The organism is Sinomonas sp. ASV486 (assembly GCF_030908215.1).
GTDB classification, from domain to species: domain Bacteria; phylum Actinomycetota; class Actinomycetes; order Actinomycetales; family Micrococcaceae; genus Sinomonas; species Sinomonas puerhi.
Genome location: NZ_JAVFJK010000011.1, coordinates 45,515 through 60,297, shown reverse-complemented (window position 1 = coordinate 60,297; position 14,783 = coordinate 45,515). Strand labels below are relative to the sequence as shown.

The window sequence follows — 14,783 nt, the reverse complement described above, 5'->3', positions numbered from 1 at the left end:
GCGGGCCCCTCAGCGGAACCGGTTGAGGATGCCTGTGGCCCGGGTGAAGAGGTTCGCGAAGCGCTCGTTGCTCATCCCGGTCCAGGGGGCGATGGGCAGGGCGTGCTGCACCGAGACGGTCTGGGCCTCGGTGTACTTCAGCAGGCCCTCCGCTCCGTGGCGGCGGCCCAGTCCGGACTCCTTCCAGCCGCCCATCGGCGCCGAATGCGAGGCCCACGCGGCCGCGTAGCCCTCGTTGACGTTGACGGTTCCGGCCTCGATCCGGGAGCCGAGCGCCCGCCCGCGCGACGGCGTGGTCCACACGCTCGCGTTGAGCCCCAGGACGCTGTCGTTGGCGCGGGCGATGGCCTCGTCCTCGGTCCGGACGGGGTAGATGGCCACGACGGGACCGAAGGTCTCGGAACGCACGAGGTCCGCGGTCTCGGGGACGTCGGTGAGCACGGTGGGGGCGAAGAAGCCCGGACCCAGATCGGGCCGGGCGGCGCCGCCGGCGAGGATCCGTGCGCCCTTGCCCACGGCGTCGTCCAAGTGCGCCTGGACCCGCGCGAGGTGCGCGGGGGAGATGAGCGAGCCCATGTCCGCGTCCCAGGACGTCCCGGGCGCGACGCGAATCCTCGAGACCTCGTCGAGGAACGCCTCGGTGAACCGCGAGCGGACGGCCTCGTGCACATAGATCCGCTCGGGCCCCACGCACAGCTGGCCCGCATTGGCGAAGCAGGCCCGTGCGGCGCCGGCCGCGGCCGCGGGGATGTTCGCGTCGGGCAGCACGATGAGCGGGTTCTTGCCGCCCAGCTCCGCAGAGAACCCGATGAGCCGCCCGGCGGCGCGCTGCGCCACAACCCGTCCGGTCGCCGTCGAGCCTGTGAACATCACGAAGTCGACCGCGTCGATGAGCTGCGGCCCCACCACGGCGCCGGGTCCGAGCACCACCTGCGCGAGCCCGTCGGGGAGCCCGGCCTGCCACAGGAGGTCCAGGACCATCAGGCCCGAGTACGGGGTCTGGTGGTCCGGCTTGATGACTACGGCGTTGCCCGCGAGCAGCGCGGGGATGGAGTCGCTCGCCACGAGCGTGAACGGGTAGTTCCAGGGGGTGATGACCCCGACCACGCCCTTCGGATGGCGCAGCTCGGTGGTCTGCGTCAGGAGCGGGAAGGTGCCGACATGGCGCCGCGGACGCAGGAGCCCGGGGGCCGTGTGCGCGTAGTGCGAGGCCGTCATCGAGGCGTCCACGACCTCCTCGAGGGCGGCGAGACGCGACTTGCCGGTCTCTGCCTGGACCACGTCGAGGATCTCGTCCCGCCGGTCCAGCACGAGCTTCGCGAAACGCCGGGCCACGGCGGCCCTGGTCCTCGCGGGGGTCGCCGCCCAGCGCTTCTGCGCCTCCCTGGCGCGCTGCACAGCCGCCGCGACCTCGCCCTCCGCGGCTTGGCGCACGACGCCGAGTGGCTGCCCGTCGAACGGGGCGGTCACCTCGAGCGCGGGGCCGGTTCCCGTGGCGAGGGAGGCCAGCTGCTCGAAGGAGGCGCGCGGAGCGTCGGGCGCGGTGGTGGGCCCGCCGGCAGGCGAGGTGGATGCGGTGGCGCCGGGCGCCGTTGTCCGGGATGTCATGAACTGGGAGTCTGCCATTGTTACTCTCCGGTAGCCAGTGCTGTCTCGACGGCTGGGACGGCGGCGGCCACCTCAGCCTCGACGAGTCACCTTCTGGGGGCATCTCGTGAGGGTCGTCGCCGGAGGCCTGGGCCGACACCGTGCCGTCGTCCCCGGCTTTCGTGCGATCTCACTGTCCGACACGCCGCGAGAGGCCCGCGACACCCCATAACTTGAAGCCTAAAGCTGGGGAGGAGGGCTGGCAACAGGACGACGTGACGTCCAGGTTAGCAGGCTGAGCGCGCCCGTGCGCCCAGCCACAGTGTGGCCGCGCGGCCTAGTGGACGGCGCCGTTCGCGTTCACGCGGCCATTCGCCCAGTAGGACCCGGTTCCGGCGATCTTGTCGGCAGTGGACTCGACGTGCGCTCGGACATCGGCGTTCGTGTAGGCGGGATGCGCGTTCCACGCCAAGGCCACGGTGGCGGCGACGATGGGAGAGGCCATCGACGTGCCGCTGCCGATGTCGTAGTCCAGCGAACGGTTGTAGGTGGTCTGCAGGCCGAACGGGTGATTCGGGAAGGTCGAGTAGACGCTGACCCCGGGCGCCGCGAGATCCACCCACTTGGCACCGTATGTCGAGAAGGATGCCTTCGCGTCGTTGTTGTCGGTGGCCGCCACGGCGATGACGTTGGTGTAGGCGGCCGGGTACATCTTGGCCTGGGAGCCGGAGTTGCCCGCCGCGGCAACGATGACCACCCCGTGGTTCCACGCGTTGTTGACAGCGGTTTCGAGGGTGAGGGACGAGAAGCGCATCGCGAGGCTCATGTTGATGACCTTCGCGCCGTTGGCAACAGCCCAGTCGATGCCCCGCGCAATGGCCGAGGAAGAGCCCGATCCGCTGTCGTCGAGGACCTTGCCGTTGAGGATCACGCAGCCCGGGCACACGCCCGCGACCCCGATCGTGTTGTCGGCTATGGCGGCGACGATGCCGGCCACGTGCGTGCCGTGCCCGTAGAGGTCATCCGTTGTCGAGGACGTGCTGAAGTTGGCTTGCTTTACGACCTTGGGCGCGATGTCGGGGTTATCGCCTGCGACGCCCGTGTCAAGGACGGCGACCTTGGTCCCGACGCCCGTCGTGACGGTCCAGGCGTCGACGGCGTCGACGTCGGCGTGCGGCGTGCCGCCGGCCACCGTGATCGTTCCGGCCGTGTTGGTGAACGATTGGCCTGTGTTCTGGAGTGCGTATTGGCGCGGGAAGTACTGATCGTTCGTCACGGCGGTCGCGATCGCGTCCGGTTCGGCATACTCGACGGCCGGGTTGCTGCTGAGCGCTGCAACGAGCCGGAGTTCCGAGCCGGCCGGGACCGTGATGAGGCGGGCGCCCGTGCTGCCGATGCTCGGGCCATCGCTCAGCCCGTGCTCGCGGAGCACACCGGCGGACGCGCGATTGTCGCTGAACTTGACGAGGATCTGCCCCGCGACGTGTGAAGGCGGCTGGTCTCCCGCGCTCGCCGCAGGCACAGCCGTGAGCGGACTGACGGCGATGATCGCCGCGGCGATGCTGGCAAGAATGGTCTTCTTCATGCTTTTTCTCCCTCTTTTCGGCGTCACATCGCCACGCACTCGTTGATCTGCAGGGTCCCGCCGCGTGCCAGATACGGGTGGTCCGCGAGGATGTCGCGCACCTCGGAGAGTGAGCGTGCCTCGATGATCGTGTACCCGTCGATCTCGACCGGATCTGTAGCCTGACCGGCGGACAGCTGCCCTCCGAGAAGCACGGGCGCCCCGAAATCGACGAGCGCGGCGCCGAGCTTTGCATCCGCCCAGGCACGCAGGGCGCGGCGGCTCTCGGCGACGACGTCGGTCTCCGGATACGGCATGCCGTGGTAGGTGATGAGGAAGCGTGTCATGGCCGTCCTTCCGCGGTGCGTGCCGTAAAGGTACCCCCGCAGCGCGCGCCCGGGTAGGCTCCGCACCGCGCTGTTGGCAGGACCTCCATCGCGCCGAATGGGCTCATCCCGAGGTCGTGTCCGTGGTAGTTGCCGGTGCCAGGCGGGCGGCCCGGCCGCGCGGTGAGCCGGGCCCTCTCCGCGCGGGCCCCGAGCACACCCGACACGGCACGGCGCCCCGCAGACCTGGTCTACGGGGCGCCGTCCGAGCCTGACGGCTCACATCGTGTTGACGATGAGCCCGATGTGCGTGAAGAAGTTCATGGCACCGAAGAGCAGGAAGACGATGCCCGCGATCATCCAGAGTGCGCCGATCCAGCGGACGATCACCTGGTGCTTGTAGCCGGAGCGGAGCTGGCGCGCGGCAAACGGAAACAGGACGGCGCCGAGGCCAACGAGGGCGAAGAGGCCGGACATGAACGTGGCCTCGAGCCACGGCCACTGGGCAAACGCGCCGGAGATGGGCTCCTGCGGGGGAGCGGCGAAGAGCTGGTAGGTGATGCCGGCGGCGGCGATCCCGAAGAGGCTCAGGCCGAGCCCGCCGACGAACCATGAGATCGGCCGGGCCACGCGCGCTGCCGCGGCGACCGGGTCGGCGGCTTCGCGAAGTACCGTGCCGCGCTTCCAGAGGTAGAACGCCGCGCCGAGGAGCAGTGCGCTCAGGCCTAGGCTCGTCTCACCGAAGATCACGTTGTCGAACGGGAAGCCGCCCTTGGCGAGTGGCCATGTGAGGGTCATGTGCAGGCCGGTCGGGAACAGGACGAGGCCGAGGATGCCGAGGGCCACGGCCCAGCCGTCTGTCTGCAGGGGCTCCGATCCGGGTCCGTTGGTGCGGGCCTTGATGAGGTCCTTGCCGAGGACGACGAGCGCGATCAGCGCGGCGCCCGCGGCCACCGACATGATGGTGTTGTAGGTCGGCATCGTCGACCAGTCGATCTTCAGTCCCATGGGAACCGACATGTCTGACTCCTTGGTCATGGTGCGGGGGATTGCCCGCCTCTCTAAAACCTATACACGTGTATAGACATGGAGTGGAGCAACGGGCCCCCGGGATTTATTCCTGCACAATGGGCAGGGTGGAGGGGAAGCAGGAGCGCAGCCGCGAGCGGCGCCGCCGGATGGCCGACGCCGCGGCCCGCCTCCTCATCTCCGACGGGCCGGCGGCGATCACGCACCGCGCGGTCGCGGAGGCCGCCGGGCTCGCGCCGGGATCGGGCAACTACTACTTCCCGACCAAGCAGGCGCTCTATGCGGCGGCGGTGGAGGGTGCGGAGGACCTCCGGTCACGTGCGGCCCAGACGAGAGCCGCCGAGTTGGACGCGCAGCCGCGGACCCTCGAGGAGATCGCGGGGGAGCTCATGGACGTGTTCTTCGCGCCGGGGCTCGCCGCGGACGTCGTAGTGCTCCGACTCCTCCCGATGCTCGACGCCGGGCGCGACGCCGGCCTGCAGCGCATCATGCAGGCCCACCGGCCGCTCCTGGCCGAGGCGGTCAACGCGGCCCTCGAGCGCATGACCGGGCGCCGCCTCGCGGACCGCGACGTCGAGCTTGTCATGCAGGTCATCGCGGCGGGCCTACTCCACGCCGACGGGACGGAGGCCGACGCCGGCCTCGCCGCGGCGACCGCGACCGTCGCGAGGGTCCTCGAGCTCCTCGGCTTCCGCGGGGCCACGGGCCAGGTCACACGTCGAAGCACGCGTTGATTTGGATCGTGCCTCCGAGGGCGAGGAATGGGTGGTCCTCGAGGAGAGCGCGGACCTCGGACACGGAACGCGCCTCGATGATCGTGTAGCCGTCGATCTCGACCGGCGGGAGAGGCGGCCCCTTGGTGGACATCTGCCCGGCGTCATAGACCGGCGCACCGAAGTCCACCATGGCCTGTCCGAGGGCCTTCTGGGCCCATGCCCGGAAGTCGCGCCGCTGGGCGGTGAGGACGTCCATGTCCGGGTAGGGGTAGCCGTGGTAGGTGATGAGGAAGCGTGCCATCACAGTCCTTCCGCCGCTCGTGGCGTAACGGTACCGCCGCTGGGCCCGCGGGTGTAGAGCCCGTGGCCCACGGTCGGCCCACCTCTGGGACCAAGGCACGACGGCGGCCTCCCGCGCCTTCGGGTCGAGGTGCCTGGCCGGGACTCGCCGCACCCCAGCCAAAGCCGCGTTCGCCCCACATTGCGGGGGTGATGGCCCCACATTTCGAGCCTATCCTTGACTATCGGCGCCGTAGGGGCGCCGCCCAGCACCCGAGGCGGTGGGGATCATGAAGAATCCATTCGCACCCAAGTCCGAGGCCTCCTCGCATGCGGTCCCGCCCAAAGAAGGTCCGCACAAGAGATGGCACACCCGGGAGGGCGACGGCATCGCCCACGGCCGGAGCAGCCTGTTCGTCAGCCAGCATGACGCGCCCCTCGCGCCCGAGAGGACGTGCATCCAGGGCCACGACATCCTTCCTGGGCAGGATGTCTGCAGCCACGGCCACCCGGTCGGCTGATGCTTACTCGGCCAGCAGGACTTCCTTGAGGCTCATGGGCCGACGTCCGGTGAGGGTCTCGACGTCGTCCGTCACGTGCTCCATCTCGCCGGCTGCGACGGCTGTATAGGTGGAGACCCAGGCGTCGTACTCCCAGTCGGGCGCCGGCCATTTCCTGCGCGACTCGTAGGCCTCGGGGACGGTCTCATTGTGGAAGGTCACGTGGGTGCCGCGGATGGCGGAGATGATGTGCGCGATCTGGGCCATGGTGAGGGCCTCGGGGCCGGTGAGGGTGTAAGTCACGCCGGCGTGGGCGGCCGGGTCGCGCAGCACGGCGGCGGCGCACCTGGCGACGTCCGCCTGGGCGACCACGGCGACGGCGCCGTTGCCCGCGGGCCCGCGGATGACGCCGTCGTCCCCCACCATGCCCTCGAGGAAGTCGGAGTAGAGGCAGTCGCGAAGGAACGTATAGGCGAGGCCGGCGTCCTTGATGTACTCCTCGGTGGCGAAGTGGTCGCGGGCGAGGGTGAAGGTCGCGTCGGGCTCGGCTCCCATGAAGGACGTGTAGACCACGTGCCGCACCCCGGCCGCGGCGGCTGCGTCGATGAAGCTGCGGTGCTCGTCCATACGCGTCTCGCTCTCCCGCCCGGAGACCATGAAGAGCGTCTCGACGCCCTCGAGCGAGCGCTCGCAGAGGGGGCGGTCGCCGTAGTCGGCCGGGCGCACGACGGCGCGTGGCAGCTTGGGTGCCTTCGCTGGGGTTCGCGCGAGCAGAACGAGCGGGAGGTCGTCGGCGGCGAGGAGCCGGGCGACCTGCCCGCCGATCGTCCCGGTGACGCCGGTGATGCCGATTGTCATGCTGTGAGCGTACCGGGACGGTGGCAGAGTGAAGCCGAAATCCGCCGTGGAGTCGAAACCCCACATCCCACTCCAACGGGTTTACAGTGTGGCCATGACTGAGCAGCGTGCCACCACCCCCGAACCCGCCGACGACGACGCCGAGTTCCCTGCCGAGCAGGAGGCAGACGGCTCGCGCGACTCCGTCGACGACGCCAACGCCCTCCGCTTCACCGAGGAGGAGCAGCTCATCCAGGCGGAAATCCGCCGCCACCGCGAGGAGTCGGAGCGGCGGAAGCGGGAGCAGGGGAAGGGGTAGACATCTCAGCCCCGACTCTCTCGGCCGTGCCCGTCGTGGAATGTCTGATGGTGGCCATAGGCTGAGCGGGTGACTGATTCTGGGGGAATCGACGGGGCAGAGCTGCCGAATGGGCTGTACGAGACTCTGAGGACAGAGGAACTCCAACAGCGAGTGACTGCATTGCCGGCAGGGCGCGCAACGACATTTCAGCCCGTTTCCGCAGATGACGTCTCAGACCTCCTAGCCCGTCATATTGAAAAGGTTGCAAGGGCGAAGCTTTCCTCGGCTCCGGCCGAACACCGTGTGGCGACGGCCAATCGGCTCCTTCGCTCGATTGCGGACGATCAAGATCCGGATCTTGTTCTGGCCGGTCCGGAAATCCTTCACGCGGTCTATGACTCCACAGACATTCGCCGCAGGGAGCTGCGCCGCCCGACCACGCCTTTCAGTGATGCCGCCCTTCTGACGGCGAGCCATGAGGACCCCAACCTCGCCCACGAACTGCGTCGGGAGCTCGAATCAGCCAGTTCGGTGGACCTCATCTGCGCCTTCATAAAGTGGCGTGGCCTGAGGCTTCTGGAGGCCGAACTTCGTGCGCTCAGGGACCGCGGAACTCGCCTGCGGGTCATCACGACCACGTACATGGGAGCCACGGAGCGCCAAGCGATCGATGAACTCGTCCGACGCTACGGTGCTGAGGTCCGGATCAACTATGAGACCAACGCGACGAGACTTCACGCCAAGGCATGGCTGTTCCGCAGAGTGACAGGGTTCAATACGGCGTACGTGGGAAGCTCGAACCTCAGCCAACCCGCACTGCTAGACGGTCTGGAATGGAACGTCCGGCTGTCGGGCGTCGGGACCCCGCGCCTCCTGCAGAAGTTCCAGATCACCTTTGACTCGTACTGGGAAGACCGGCGATTTGTCCCCTACGACCCCGACACCGACGCGGAGCGCCTCGATGAGGCTCTCCGACGGTCTGGAAGCACCGAGCGGCAGCGAGATCTTGGCCCCACAGGCCTCGAGGTAATGCCCTACCTCCACCAGCAGGAAATGCTCGACGATCTCGAATCCGAGCGCTCGAAGGGTTATCACAGGAATCTTCTCGTTGCGGCTACTGGCACGGGTAAGACGGTCGTGGCGGCACTCGACTACAAGCGTCTGGCCGAGGGCAAGCCCGAGAGGCCGACGCTGCTATTCGTGGCGCACCGCAGGGAGATCCTCGAACAGTCCCTAGCGACATACCGTCGTGTTCTCAATGACGGAAGCTTTGGCGAGATCCTGGTCGGTGGGGACGTCCCGCGCGATTGGCGTCATGTTTTCGCATCGGTGCAGTCGCTGGGCGAAGAGCGCCTCGACCAACTCGGTCCGGAAGCTTTCGACATCGTCGTCATCGATGAATTCCACCATGCCGCCGCGCCCACGTATCGACGCATCCTCGAGCGTCTCGCGCCCCAGGAACTACTCGGCCTGACGGCGACGCCGGAACGCGGGGACGGCGTCAGCGTCGCCAACGAGTACTTCATCGGTCGGACAGCGAGCGAGATGCGCCTCTGGGACGCGTTGGGCGAGGACCTTTTGGTCCCATTCCACTACTTCGGTGTGGCTGATGATGTGGACCTGTCGCGTCTTGAGTGGCATCGGGGAACCTACGACCTATCGCAACTCAGCGCGATCTACACGGGAAACGATGCTCGGGCCGCCAAGGTGATCAGCTCTGTGCGGGACAAGGTGCTGAGCACCGCGGACATGCGTGCGATCGGGTTCTGCGTCTCGATTCAGCATGCGCACTACATGGCAGAGGTCTTCAACCGGGCGGGAATCGCCTCCCTCGCGGTCAGTGGTTCGACGCCGGACGACGAGCGGGCCGAGGCTCTTCGCAAACTGAGGGATCGAGAAGTTAGCTGCCTCTTCGCCGTCGATTTGTTTAACGAGGGACTTGACGTCCCTGAGATCGATACGGTCCTCCTGCTGCGCCCGACCCAGAGCTCGACAGTCTTCCTGCAGCAACTGGGACGAGGCCTCCGCAGAGCGCCTGGCAAGGCCGTATTGACCGTCCTCGACTTCATCGGGCAACAGCACCGGCAGTTCCGCTTTGATGTGAAGTACCGAGCACTTCTCGGAGTGGGTCGCAAACGCCTCGAGCGGGAGATGACCGACGAATTCCCGACGCTGCCGTCCGGCTGTCAGATCCAGCTGGATCGCGTCGCCCAGGACATCGTCCTGACCAACATCCGGACGCAACTTGGCTTCACACGCAAGGCGCTGGCTCAAGATGTCCGTTCACATGGGACGACGTTCTTGGCGGAGTACCTTCGCGAGTCGGGAACGGAGATCAGGGACCTCTACCGCGATACCAAGGACTCCTGGACTGGATACCTCCGGGCAGCCCAGCTCATCAGCCCGGACTCAGTCTTCGAGCAAGTTCTCTCGACTCGACTTGTGGATCTAGCCAGTTCGGCCGAGAAACGGATTCTCAGCAAGATTTCGAGGTTCTTACATGTAGACGATGCGGAACGGGCTGAAGTCTACGCTCGCCTCCTGCGGGAGGATTCGCCAAGGTACGAGGCGATGGATTTTCGGACCAGGGCATTTGCTCGCATGCTCTACTTCACGCTTGAGCTTCAGAAGGAGTCTGCGCTGGGTGGCTCCGACATCGATACAGGACTCGACTACGTACGAAGCTTCCCGTGGGCCTCGTCCGAAATCGCGCAAGTCAGCGCAATTGGCGCAGATGCTGCCCGCCACTCGCCAAGGTCCCTCGGCATGGATCTTGCCCGTGTTCCGATCCAGTCGCACGCCACATACACCCGTCAGGAGATTCTGGCTGCGTTCGACTTCCCCGGGAAGGGAATTGGAAACCACCGCGAAGGTGTGGCGTGGTGCCAGGAGGCGGGTGTCGATGCCTTCCTCGTGACACTCGACAAAGACGAGCGCGACCACTCGCCGACGACCCTCTACAAGGACTACGCAATCAGTCCCGAGATCTTCCACTGGGAGTCGCAGAGCCGCACGACGGTTAGCTCCGCTGATGGGCAGCGATACCTCAACGGCGGATCCCAGGTTGTGCTCTTCACACGCGCAGCGGCGAAGGATGACCGCGGAATGACTCTGCAGTACACCTGCCTCGGAACTGCGCGCTACGTGAGCCATTCGGGTGAGAAGCCGATCGGAATCACGTGGAAGCTCCAGCGTCCAATGCCTGCTGACGTTTTCGCGGTTGCCAATGCGGTGGCTGTGTGACGTGGCCAGCCTAGGCTTACGCTCGTGATCGAGAGATTCGGGCTTGATGAAGACGTCATCCGTGCACAAATCATGGAGTGGCTCGCAGCCCGGACCCACGATGGTGCAGGCGCGGTCACCTGGGCAGAACTTCGGGACTTCACCTTGGCTGGGGAATCCCTTCCGCTCAAGGACCGTGTGAAGGGGATCTGGAAGCCATCGGGCTTCAGCTCCGCACTCTCGATAACGACGACGTTCAGACCTGAGGGTGCAGAACGGCCATACGATGATGGCGTCATCGACAAGGAGATCCTCCTTCGCTACAAGTGGAACGGGACCGACCCAAATGAGGCCACGAATCGCGCGCTCCGTGCCGCGATGGACCTTCGGGCCCCGTTGATTTGGTTCGTTGGCATTGCCAAAGGCCTGTTCCAGCCGTACTTCCCGGTCTATGTGGTCGGCGAGGAGCCTGAAGGCCACCAATTCCTCGTAAGCGCTGACGCGGCCGAATTGGGATCGGACAGTTACGCCGAGGAACACATCAGACGCTATCTTGACGTCAAGACACGACATCGCCTGTTCCAGGGGATCTTCAGGACCCAGGTCTTGCTCGCCTATCGCCAGCGGTGTGCCGTCTGCAATCTTGGTCATCCGCCGCTCCTGGATGCCGCTCACATCGTGCCAGACCGAGATGAGGCCGGGATTGCGTCAGTGGTCAACGGCATGGCAATGTGCAAGATCCACCACGCAGCGTTCGATTCCCAACTTCTCGGCATTCGGCCGGATCTTGTCGTGCAGATCAAGGCCGATCTCCTGCTCGAGATCGACGGTCCCATGCTGAAGTACGGCCTCCAGGAGATGCACGGCCGATCTTTGATGTCCGTTCCGACATCGAGGTCGCTCAAGCCGAGATTGGATCTCTTGGAGATGGCATGGGAGCGCTTCAAGGCTGGGTAGGTTGCGGACGCTGCCTTCCGATCCGACAAACCGCACTTTGCGGCGGTGACCACCACCCGCCGTCGTGCGTGGGGTTCAGTCCGGAGGCGTGATCCTGTCGCACATCGCGTTGATCTCCCGCCACAGGCTGGCGTCGAACCAGTAGCCGGTGTGGCTGAGGATGCGCGGCAGCGGCTGACCGTAGACGTACTTGTCCGACGGCGGGTCGAGGAAGCACGCGTCCACCGCCCCGGTGGCGATCACGTCGTCGCCCGGGAAAGCGCTCGCGGCCCAGTGCGACTCGACGGGGCCGCCGATGTAGTCCGTCTCGTAGTAGAGGTTCCGCCACAGCACGGGCGCGAGCCCGCCCCGGCCCGCCGCGAGGGAGCGCAGGAGCCCGTCGCTGAACAGAGAGGGGAACGCCCAGCGGTTGAGCTTGCCGAGCGGCGCGCCGAACGTCACGAGCCCCACCTTGGGGTCGGGGCGGCCGGATCGCCTCAGGAGCGTCGCGGCGGCGATCACGCTGCCCTGCGAGTGGGCGCTCAGCACTACCCGGCCGCCGTTGTCGTGGATCCACCAGATGCGCCGGGTCAGATCCGGTACCGCACGCTCCGCGTACGAGGGCGGCGCGAACGGGTGGAACGAGCGCGGAAAGAACGTTCCGACGTCGAACGGCACCATCAGCAGCCGGCGCTTGCGCTCGTCCCGCAGCGCATAGCGGGCCGCGAACCCGTAGGCGACCGGCAGCAGGCCCACGAGAGCCATGATCGCCGTGGCGAAGAGGACGGGCGGCTTCTGGGCGAACAGCAGCACGTAGGCGGGAAACACGACGGCGCCCACGAGGCTTCCGAGGGCGATCACGATGGTGAGTGCCGCGGCGAGGGCAGGCGTTGACCCCGCGAGGACACGCACGAGGGAGATCCGGCGGACCCACTGCGGGGGCTCGCGGTGCGGGTGGCGGGGGTCCGCGTCCGGGCCGAGCGCCGAGTAGATCCACGCCTCCCTCTTTGCCTCGGCTTCTGCCTCGGCGGCGGCCGGCAGGGCGGACGGGCGGGCCCCTGATTCTGGCGGCGGCACCTTGCTGTACTCGGGGGCGAGCGTCCCCGTGAGCCCCACGGCGCCCTCCCGGGCGCGGACGAGGAGCCGAAGGCCAGCCACGAGGAGCAGGCCGATCAGGACGACGCCGAGCCCGAACACCAGGATCGTCTGCACCGAGAGCACGGCCACCGGGACGCAGAGCGTTGACGGGTCGGCGCAGCCGTCCTCGGGGCCTTTGCCGTAGTCGACCGGGCCGAGCCAGGTGGCCACCAGCAGGGCAGCGGAGACAAGCACGCCGTTGGCCAGGACGAGGGCGACGGCGTTGAGCACCACCGGGGCAGACCAAGGGAAGACGGGGATGGCCGGGGCGGGCTCCGTGCTCGCGGAAGCCCGGCGGCGTTCGTACCGGCGCCGGGACAGCCACGCGGCGACCTGCTGGGCCACGAGCGGCGCGAGCAGCGCGATCGAGTAGGCCCAGCCCGCGTTGACGGCGGTAACGATGCCCGGCAGGACGCCGCTGCGCGGCGCGTACGGCCCGGCGGGCAGGAGCAGCGCGCCCACCACCGCGGCCCCGAGAGACACCAGTGCGGCCGCGAGCAGCGTCCACGACAGCGCTTGGTTCGCCTCGTCACGCGCGAGCGCGAAGACGAGGGCCATCAGCTCCACGACCGTGAGGAGCAGCCCACCGAAGGCCCACGCCGCCGGGGCGCCGTGCAGCTCGCTGGCCTCTGCGACGCACCACCCCAGCATTCCGGCGGCCACCGCGATCGCCGCGGTGAAGTGCAGCCTCGAGAGGTGCGAGTGCCACAGCCGCCCCGACCAGAACTCTGGGCTGCGCAGCCCGCCCCGCTGCGCCGCCGCGCACAGCGGCGACGGCTCTGGCAGGGAATCCTTGTCAATGGGCGGCTCGACGCGCTCGTACCGGTTCCTCGAGACCCGCGCCAGCCACACGAACAGGCCCGCGATGACGACCGACGGGACCACGCCCCACACCAGCCGCACCCCGAGCAGGTCCCGCGGAGCGAGGATGTCGATCCACGAGGCGACCCACAGGCGGGCGCGGCACCCCGTCTGCCCGAGGCACTGGTACGCCACCGTGTCCAGGCTCGGCAGGGTGACCATGACCGCCACGCTAACCGTCAGCGCGAGGGCGGCGAGCCGGGCGCACCACCGGAAGGCCCACGTCGAGGGCTCCATTCGGGCTTCGACCTCGACGGGCATGGCGCGGCGCCGGCCGGTCCACCCTGCCATGTTCGCGAGCATCGCTGGGGCGAGGAGGGTCCACAGCACGCGCACCAGCGAGCGGGATGTCAGCCCGCCCCACGCGTACGCCTCGAGGTGCCGGCCGCGATCATCCGCGGTCCGGTAGAACCCCGCGATCCGATCTCCCCACACCGTCGTGGGCGCCGGGTCGCCGAGAATCTCCTGTGGCGTGAACCCGCCCACGCCGTGCACCCGGATCTCGGTGAGGCCAGTCAGGTCAGGCGCGTCGGGAAGTATCCCGCCGGAGCCGTTGGACTCGTTCCCCTCGTTCATGGCCCACCCCGCGATGACGTCGGCGCCCGGCCGGAAGTATTTGTCACGAGCATCGGGGTGGGCGCGCAGCGTGTCAATGTTCCGAGCTTCCTCCACGAATGCGTAGTCACCAATGAGTGGCGGTATGTGGCCGCCTCGCTCCCGATAACGGCGCAGTAATGCCGCGAGGCGATAATCCGACCTGCAAGCTCAGCACTGCGTCCGCTGAGCAATAGGGCCGAGGAGAGGAACTATGAAGAAGATAGTGCTTGTGTTCGTCACAGCGTTCGCCCTGATGTTCGCCCCACCGCTGGCGGCCAGTGCTGCCACCGGCGGCTCCAATGACTACAGCACGCTCGCCGCGCAGTGGTGGACTTGGGCGCTCACGCAGCCCAAGTCGTCGAACCCCCTGCTCGACACCACAGGAGCGTTGTGCGCGAACCAGCAGAGCGGGAAGATGTGGTTCCTTGGGGGTGCGTTCAACTCCACTGCGCCTGTGACCCGCAGCTGCACCATCCCGGCAGGCACCTCGTTGTACTTTCCCCTGGTCAACGCTGTTGACGTCGAGTACGCCCACGACAACGTCCCGGCGAAGACAGTGCGTTCCTACACGGCATTCGTCCAAGACTCGGCGAGCAACCTCTACGCGACCTTGGACGGCCAGAACCTCTCATCCAACGCAATCCAATTCGAGCATTCAGACCTGTTCAGTTTCAACATGCCCACAGACAACGTGTTCGGGGCTCCAGCGGGCTACATGAGTCCCTGTGCTGACTCCGGGTACTACGCGCTGCTCAAGGGTCTCTCGGCTGGCTCCCACATCTTGAAGTTCGGCGGCACATTGGCCCAGCCGGACGGGACCGTGTTCACCGAGACTGTCACCTATAGCCTCACCGTCTCCGGTTAGGGCTGACCCGACGCGCAGACGATCCT

General features: G+C 67.4%; 13 protein-coding genes. 6 read left to right on the top strand and 7 right to left on the bottom strand.

Annotation, left to right across the window (positions count from 1 at the left end):
• Positions 1-9: 9 nt before the first annotated feature.
• From RBS60_RS15450 to RBS60_RS15435, 4 genes are all read right to left on the bottom strand, one after another.
• Positions 10-1,608 (bottom strand): succinic semialdehyde dehydrogenase, encoded by a 1,599-nt coding sequence (locus RBS60_RS15450; protein ID WP_307958473.1) that lies wholly within the window; start codon positions 1,606-1,608, stop codon positions 10-12.
• A gap of 316 nt (positions 1,609-1,924) precedes the next feature.
• Entirely contained in the window at positions 1,925-3,172 is a 1,248-nt protein-coding gene (locus RBS60_RS15445) for a S8 family serine peptidase (protein WP_307958472.1), read from the bottom strand.
• A gap of 23 nt (positions 3,173-3,195) precedes the next feature.
• The gene (locus RBS60_RS15440; protein ID WP_307958471.1) at positions 3,196-3,498 is read right to left on the bottom strand and encodes a hypothetical protein; all 303 of its coding nucleotides are present in this window, start codon (positions 3,496-3,498) and stop codon (positions 3,196-3,198) included.
• Positions 3,499-3,756: 258 nt separating this feature from the next.
• Positions 3,757-4,497, bottom strand: coding sequence for a DUF981 family protein (locus tag RBS60_RS15435; RefSeq protein WP_307958470.1), 741 nt, complete (start codon positions 4,495-4,497; stop codon positions 3,757-3,759).
• A gap of 116 nt (positions 4,498-4,613) precedes the next feature.
• On the opposite strand from RBS60_RS15435, the gene RBS60_RS15430 reads away from it, so the two are divergent.
• Positions 4,614-5,240: a TetR family transcriptional regulator gene (locus RBS60_RS15430; protein WP_307958469.1), complete on the top strand. Its 627-nt coding sequence runs from the start codon at positions 4,614-4,616 to the stop codon at positions 5,238-5,240.
• Here RBS60_RS15430 and RBS60_RS15425 read toward each other — a convergent pair.
• On the bottom strand, positions 5,218-5,523 hold the full coding sequence (locus RBS60_RS15425) for a YciI family protein (RefSeq protein WP_307958468.1): 306 nt from the start codon (positions 5,521-5,523) through the stop codon (positions 5,218-5,220). The genes RBS60_RS15430 and RBS60_RS15425 overlap by 23 nt on opposite strands.
• A gap of 268 nt (positions 5,524-5,791) precedes the next feature.
• Here RBS60_RS15425 and RBS60_RS15420 point away from each other — a divergent pair, with 268 nt between their 5' ends.
• Positions 5,792-6,022, top strand: coding sequence for a hypothetical protein (locus RBS60_RS15420; RefSeq protein ID WP_307958467.1), 231 nt, complete (start codon positions 5,792-5,794; stop codon positions 6,020-6,022).
• A gap of 3 nt (positions 6,023-6,025) precedes the next feature.
• Here the strand turns inward: RBS60_RS15420 and RBS60_RS15415 are convergent, their stop codons facing one another.
• Positions 6,026-6,859, bottom strand: a complete 834-nt coding sequence (locus RBS60_RS15415; RefSeq protein WP_307958466.1) for an SDR family oxidoreductase — start codon at positions 6,857-6,859, stop codon at positions 6,026-6,028.
• Between the two features lie 94 nt (positions 6,860-6,953).
• Here RBS60_RS15415 and RBS60_RS15410 point away from each other — a divergent pair, with 94 nt between their 5' ends.
• The 3 genes from RBS60_RS15410 to RBS60_RS15400 all read left to right on the top strand — a co-directional run bounded on the left by RBS60_RS15410 (position 6,954) and on the right by RBS60_RS15400 (position 11,318).
• Complete coding sequence (locus tag RBS60_RS15410; protein ID WP_307958465.1) at positions 6,954-7,157, top strand: hypothetical protein; 204 nt, start codon at positions 6,954-6,956, stop codon at positions 7,155-7,157.
• A gap of 102 nt (positions 7,158-7,259) precedes the next feature.
• The gene (locus tag RBS60_RS15405) at positions 7,260-10,382 is read left to right on the top strand and encodes a DUF3427 domain-containing protein (RefSeq protein WP_307958596.1); all 3,123 of its coding nucleotides are present in this window, start codon (positions 7,260-7,262) and stop codon (positions 10,380-10,382) included.
• A gap of 24 nt (positions 10,383-10,406) precedes the next feature.
• Positions 10,407-11,318 (top strand): HNH endonuclease signature motif containing protein, encoded by a 912-nt coding sequence (locus tag RBS60_RS15400; RefSeq protein ID WP_307958464.1) that lies wholly within the window; start codon positions 10,407-10,409, stop codon positions 11,316-11,318.
• Positions 11,319-11,393: 75 nt separating this feature from the next.
• On the opposite strand, the gene RBS60_RS15395 is transcribed toward RBS60_RS15400, so the two are convergent.
• Positions 11,394-13,967 (bottom strand): hypothetical protein, encoded by a 2,574-nt coding sequence (locus RBS60_RS15395; protein ID WP_307958463.1) that lies wholly within the window; start codon positions 13,965-13,967, stop codon positions 11,394-11,396.
• Between the two features lie 136 nt (positions 13,968-14,103).
• Between RBS60_RS15395 and RBS60_RS15390 the strand changes: the two genes are divergently transcribed.
• Positions 14,104-14,757, top strand: coding sequence for a hypothetical protein (locus tag RBS60_RS15390; RefSeq protein ID WP_307958462.1), 654 nt, complete (start codon positions 14,104-14,106; stop codon positions 14,755-14,757).
• Positions 14,758-14,783 lie beyond the last annotated feature (26 nt).

What these genes read in the sequence shown, in the direction of transcription:
- RBS60_RS15450 (WP_307958473.1), bottom strand. Translation starts at nt 1,608, where the DNA reads ATGACATCCCGGACAACGGCGCCCGGCGCCACCGCATCCACCTCGCCT.
- RBS60_RS15445 (WP_307958472.1), bottom strand. Translation starts at nt 3,172, where the DNA reads ATGAAGAAGACCATTCTTGCCAGCATCGCCGCGGCGATCATCGCCGTC.
- RBS60_RS15440 (WP_307958471.1), bottom strand. Translation starts at nt 3,498, where the DNA reads ATGACACGCTTCCTCATCACCTACCACGGCATGCCGTATCCGGAGACC.
- RBS60_RS15435 (WP_307958470.1), bottom strand. Translation starts at nt 4,497, where the DNA reads ATGTCGGTTCCCATGGGACTGAAGATCGACTGGTCGACGATGCCGACC.
- RBS60_RS15425 (WP_307958468.1), bottom strand. Translation starts at nt 5,523, where the DNA reads ATGGCACGCTTCCTCATCACCTACCACGGCTACCCCTACCCGGACATG.
- RBS60_RS15420 (WP_307958467.1), top strand. Translation starts at nt 5,792, where the DNA reads ATGAAGAATCCATTCGCACCCAAGTCCGAGGCCTCCTCGCATGCGGTC.
- RBS60_RS15415 (WP_307958466.1), bottom strand. Translation starts at nt 6,859, where the DNA reads ATGACAATCGGCATCACCGGCGTCACCGGGACGATCGGCGGGCAGGTC.
- RBS60_RS15410 (WP_307958465.1), top strand. Translation starts at nt 6,954, where the DNA reads ATGACTGAGCAGCGTGCCACCACCCCCGAACCCGCCGACGACGACGCC.
- RBS60_RS15390 (WP_307958462.1), top strand. Translation starts at nt 14,104, where the DNA reads ATGAAGAAGATAGTGCTTGTGTTCGTCACAGCGTTCGCCCTGATGTTC.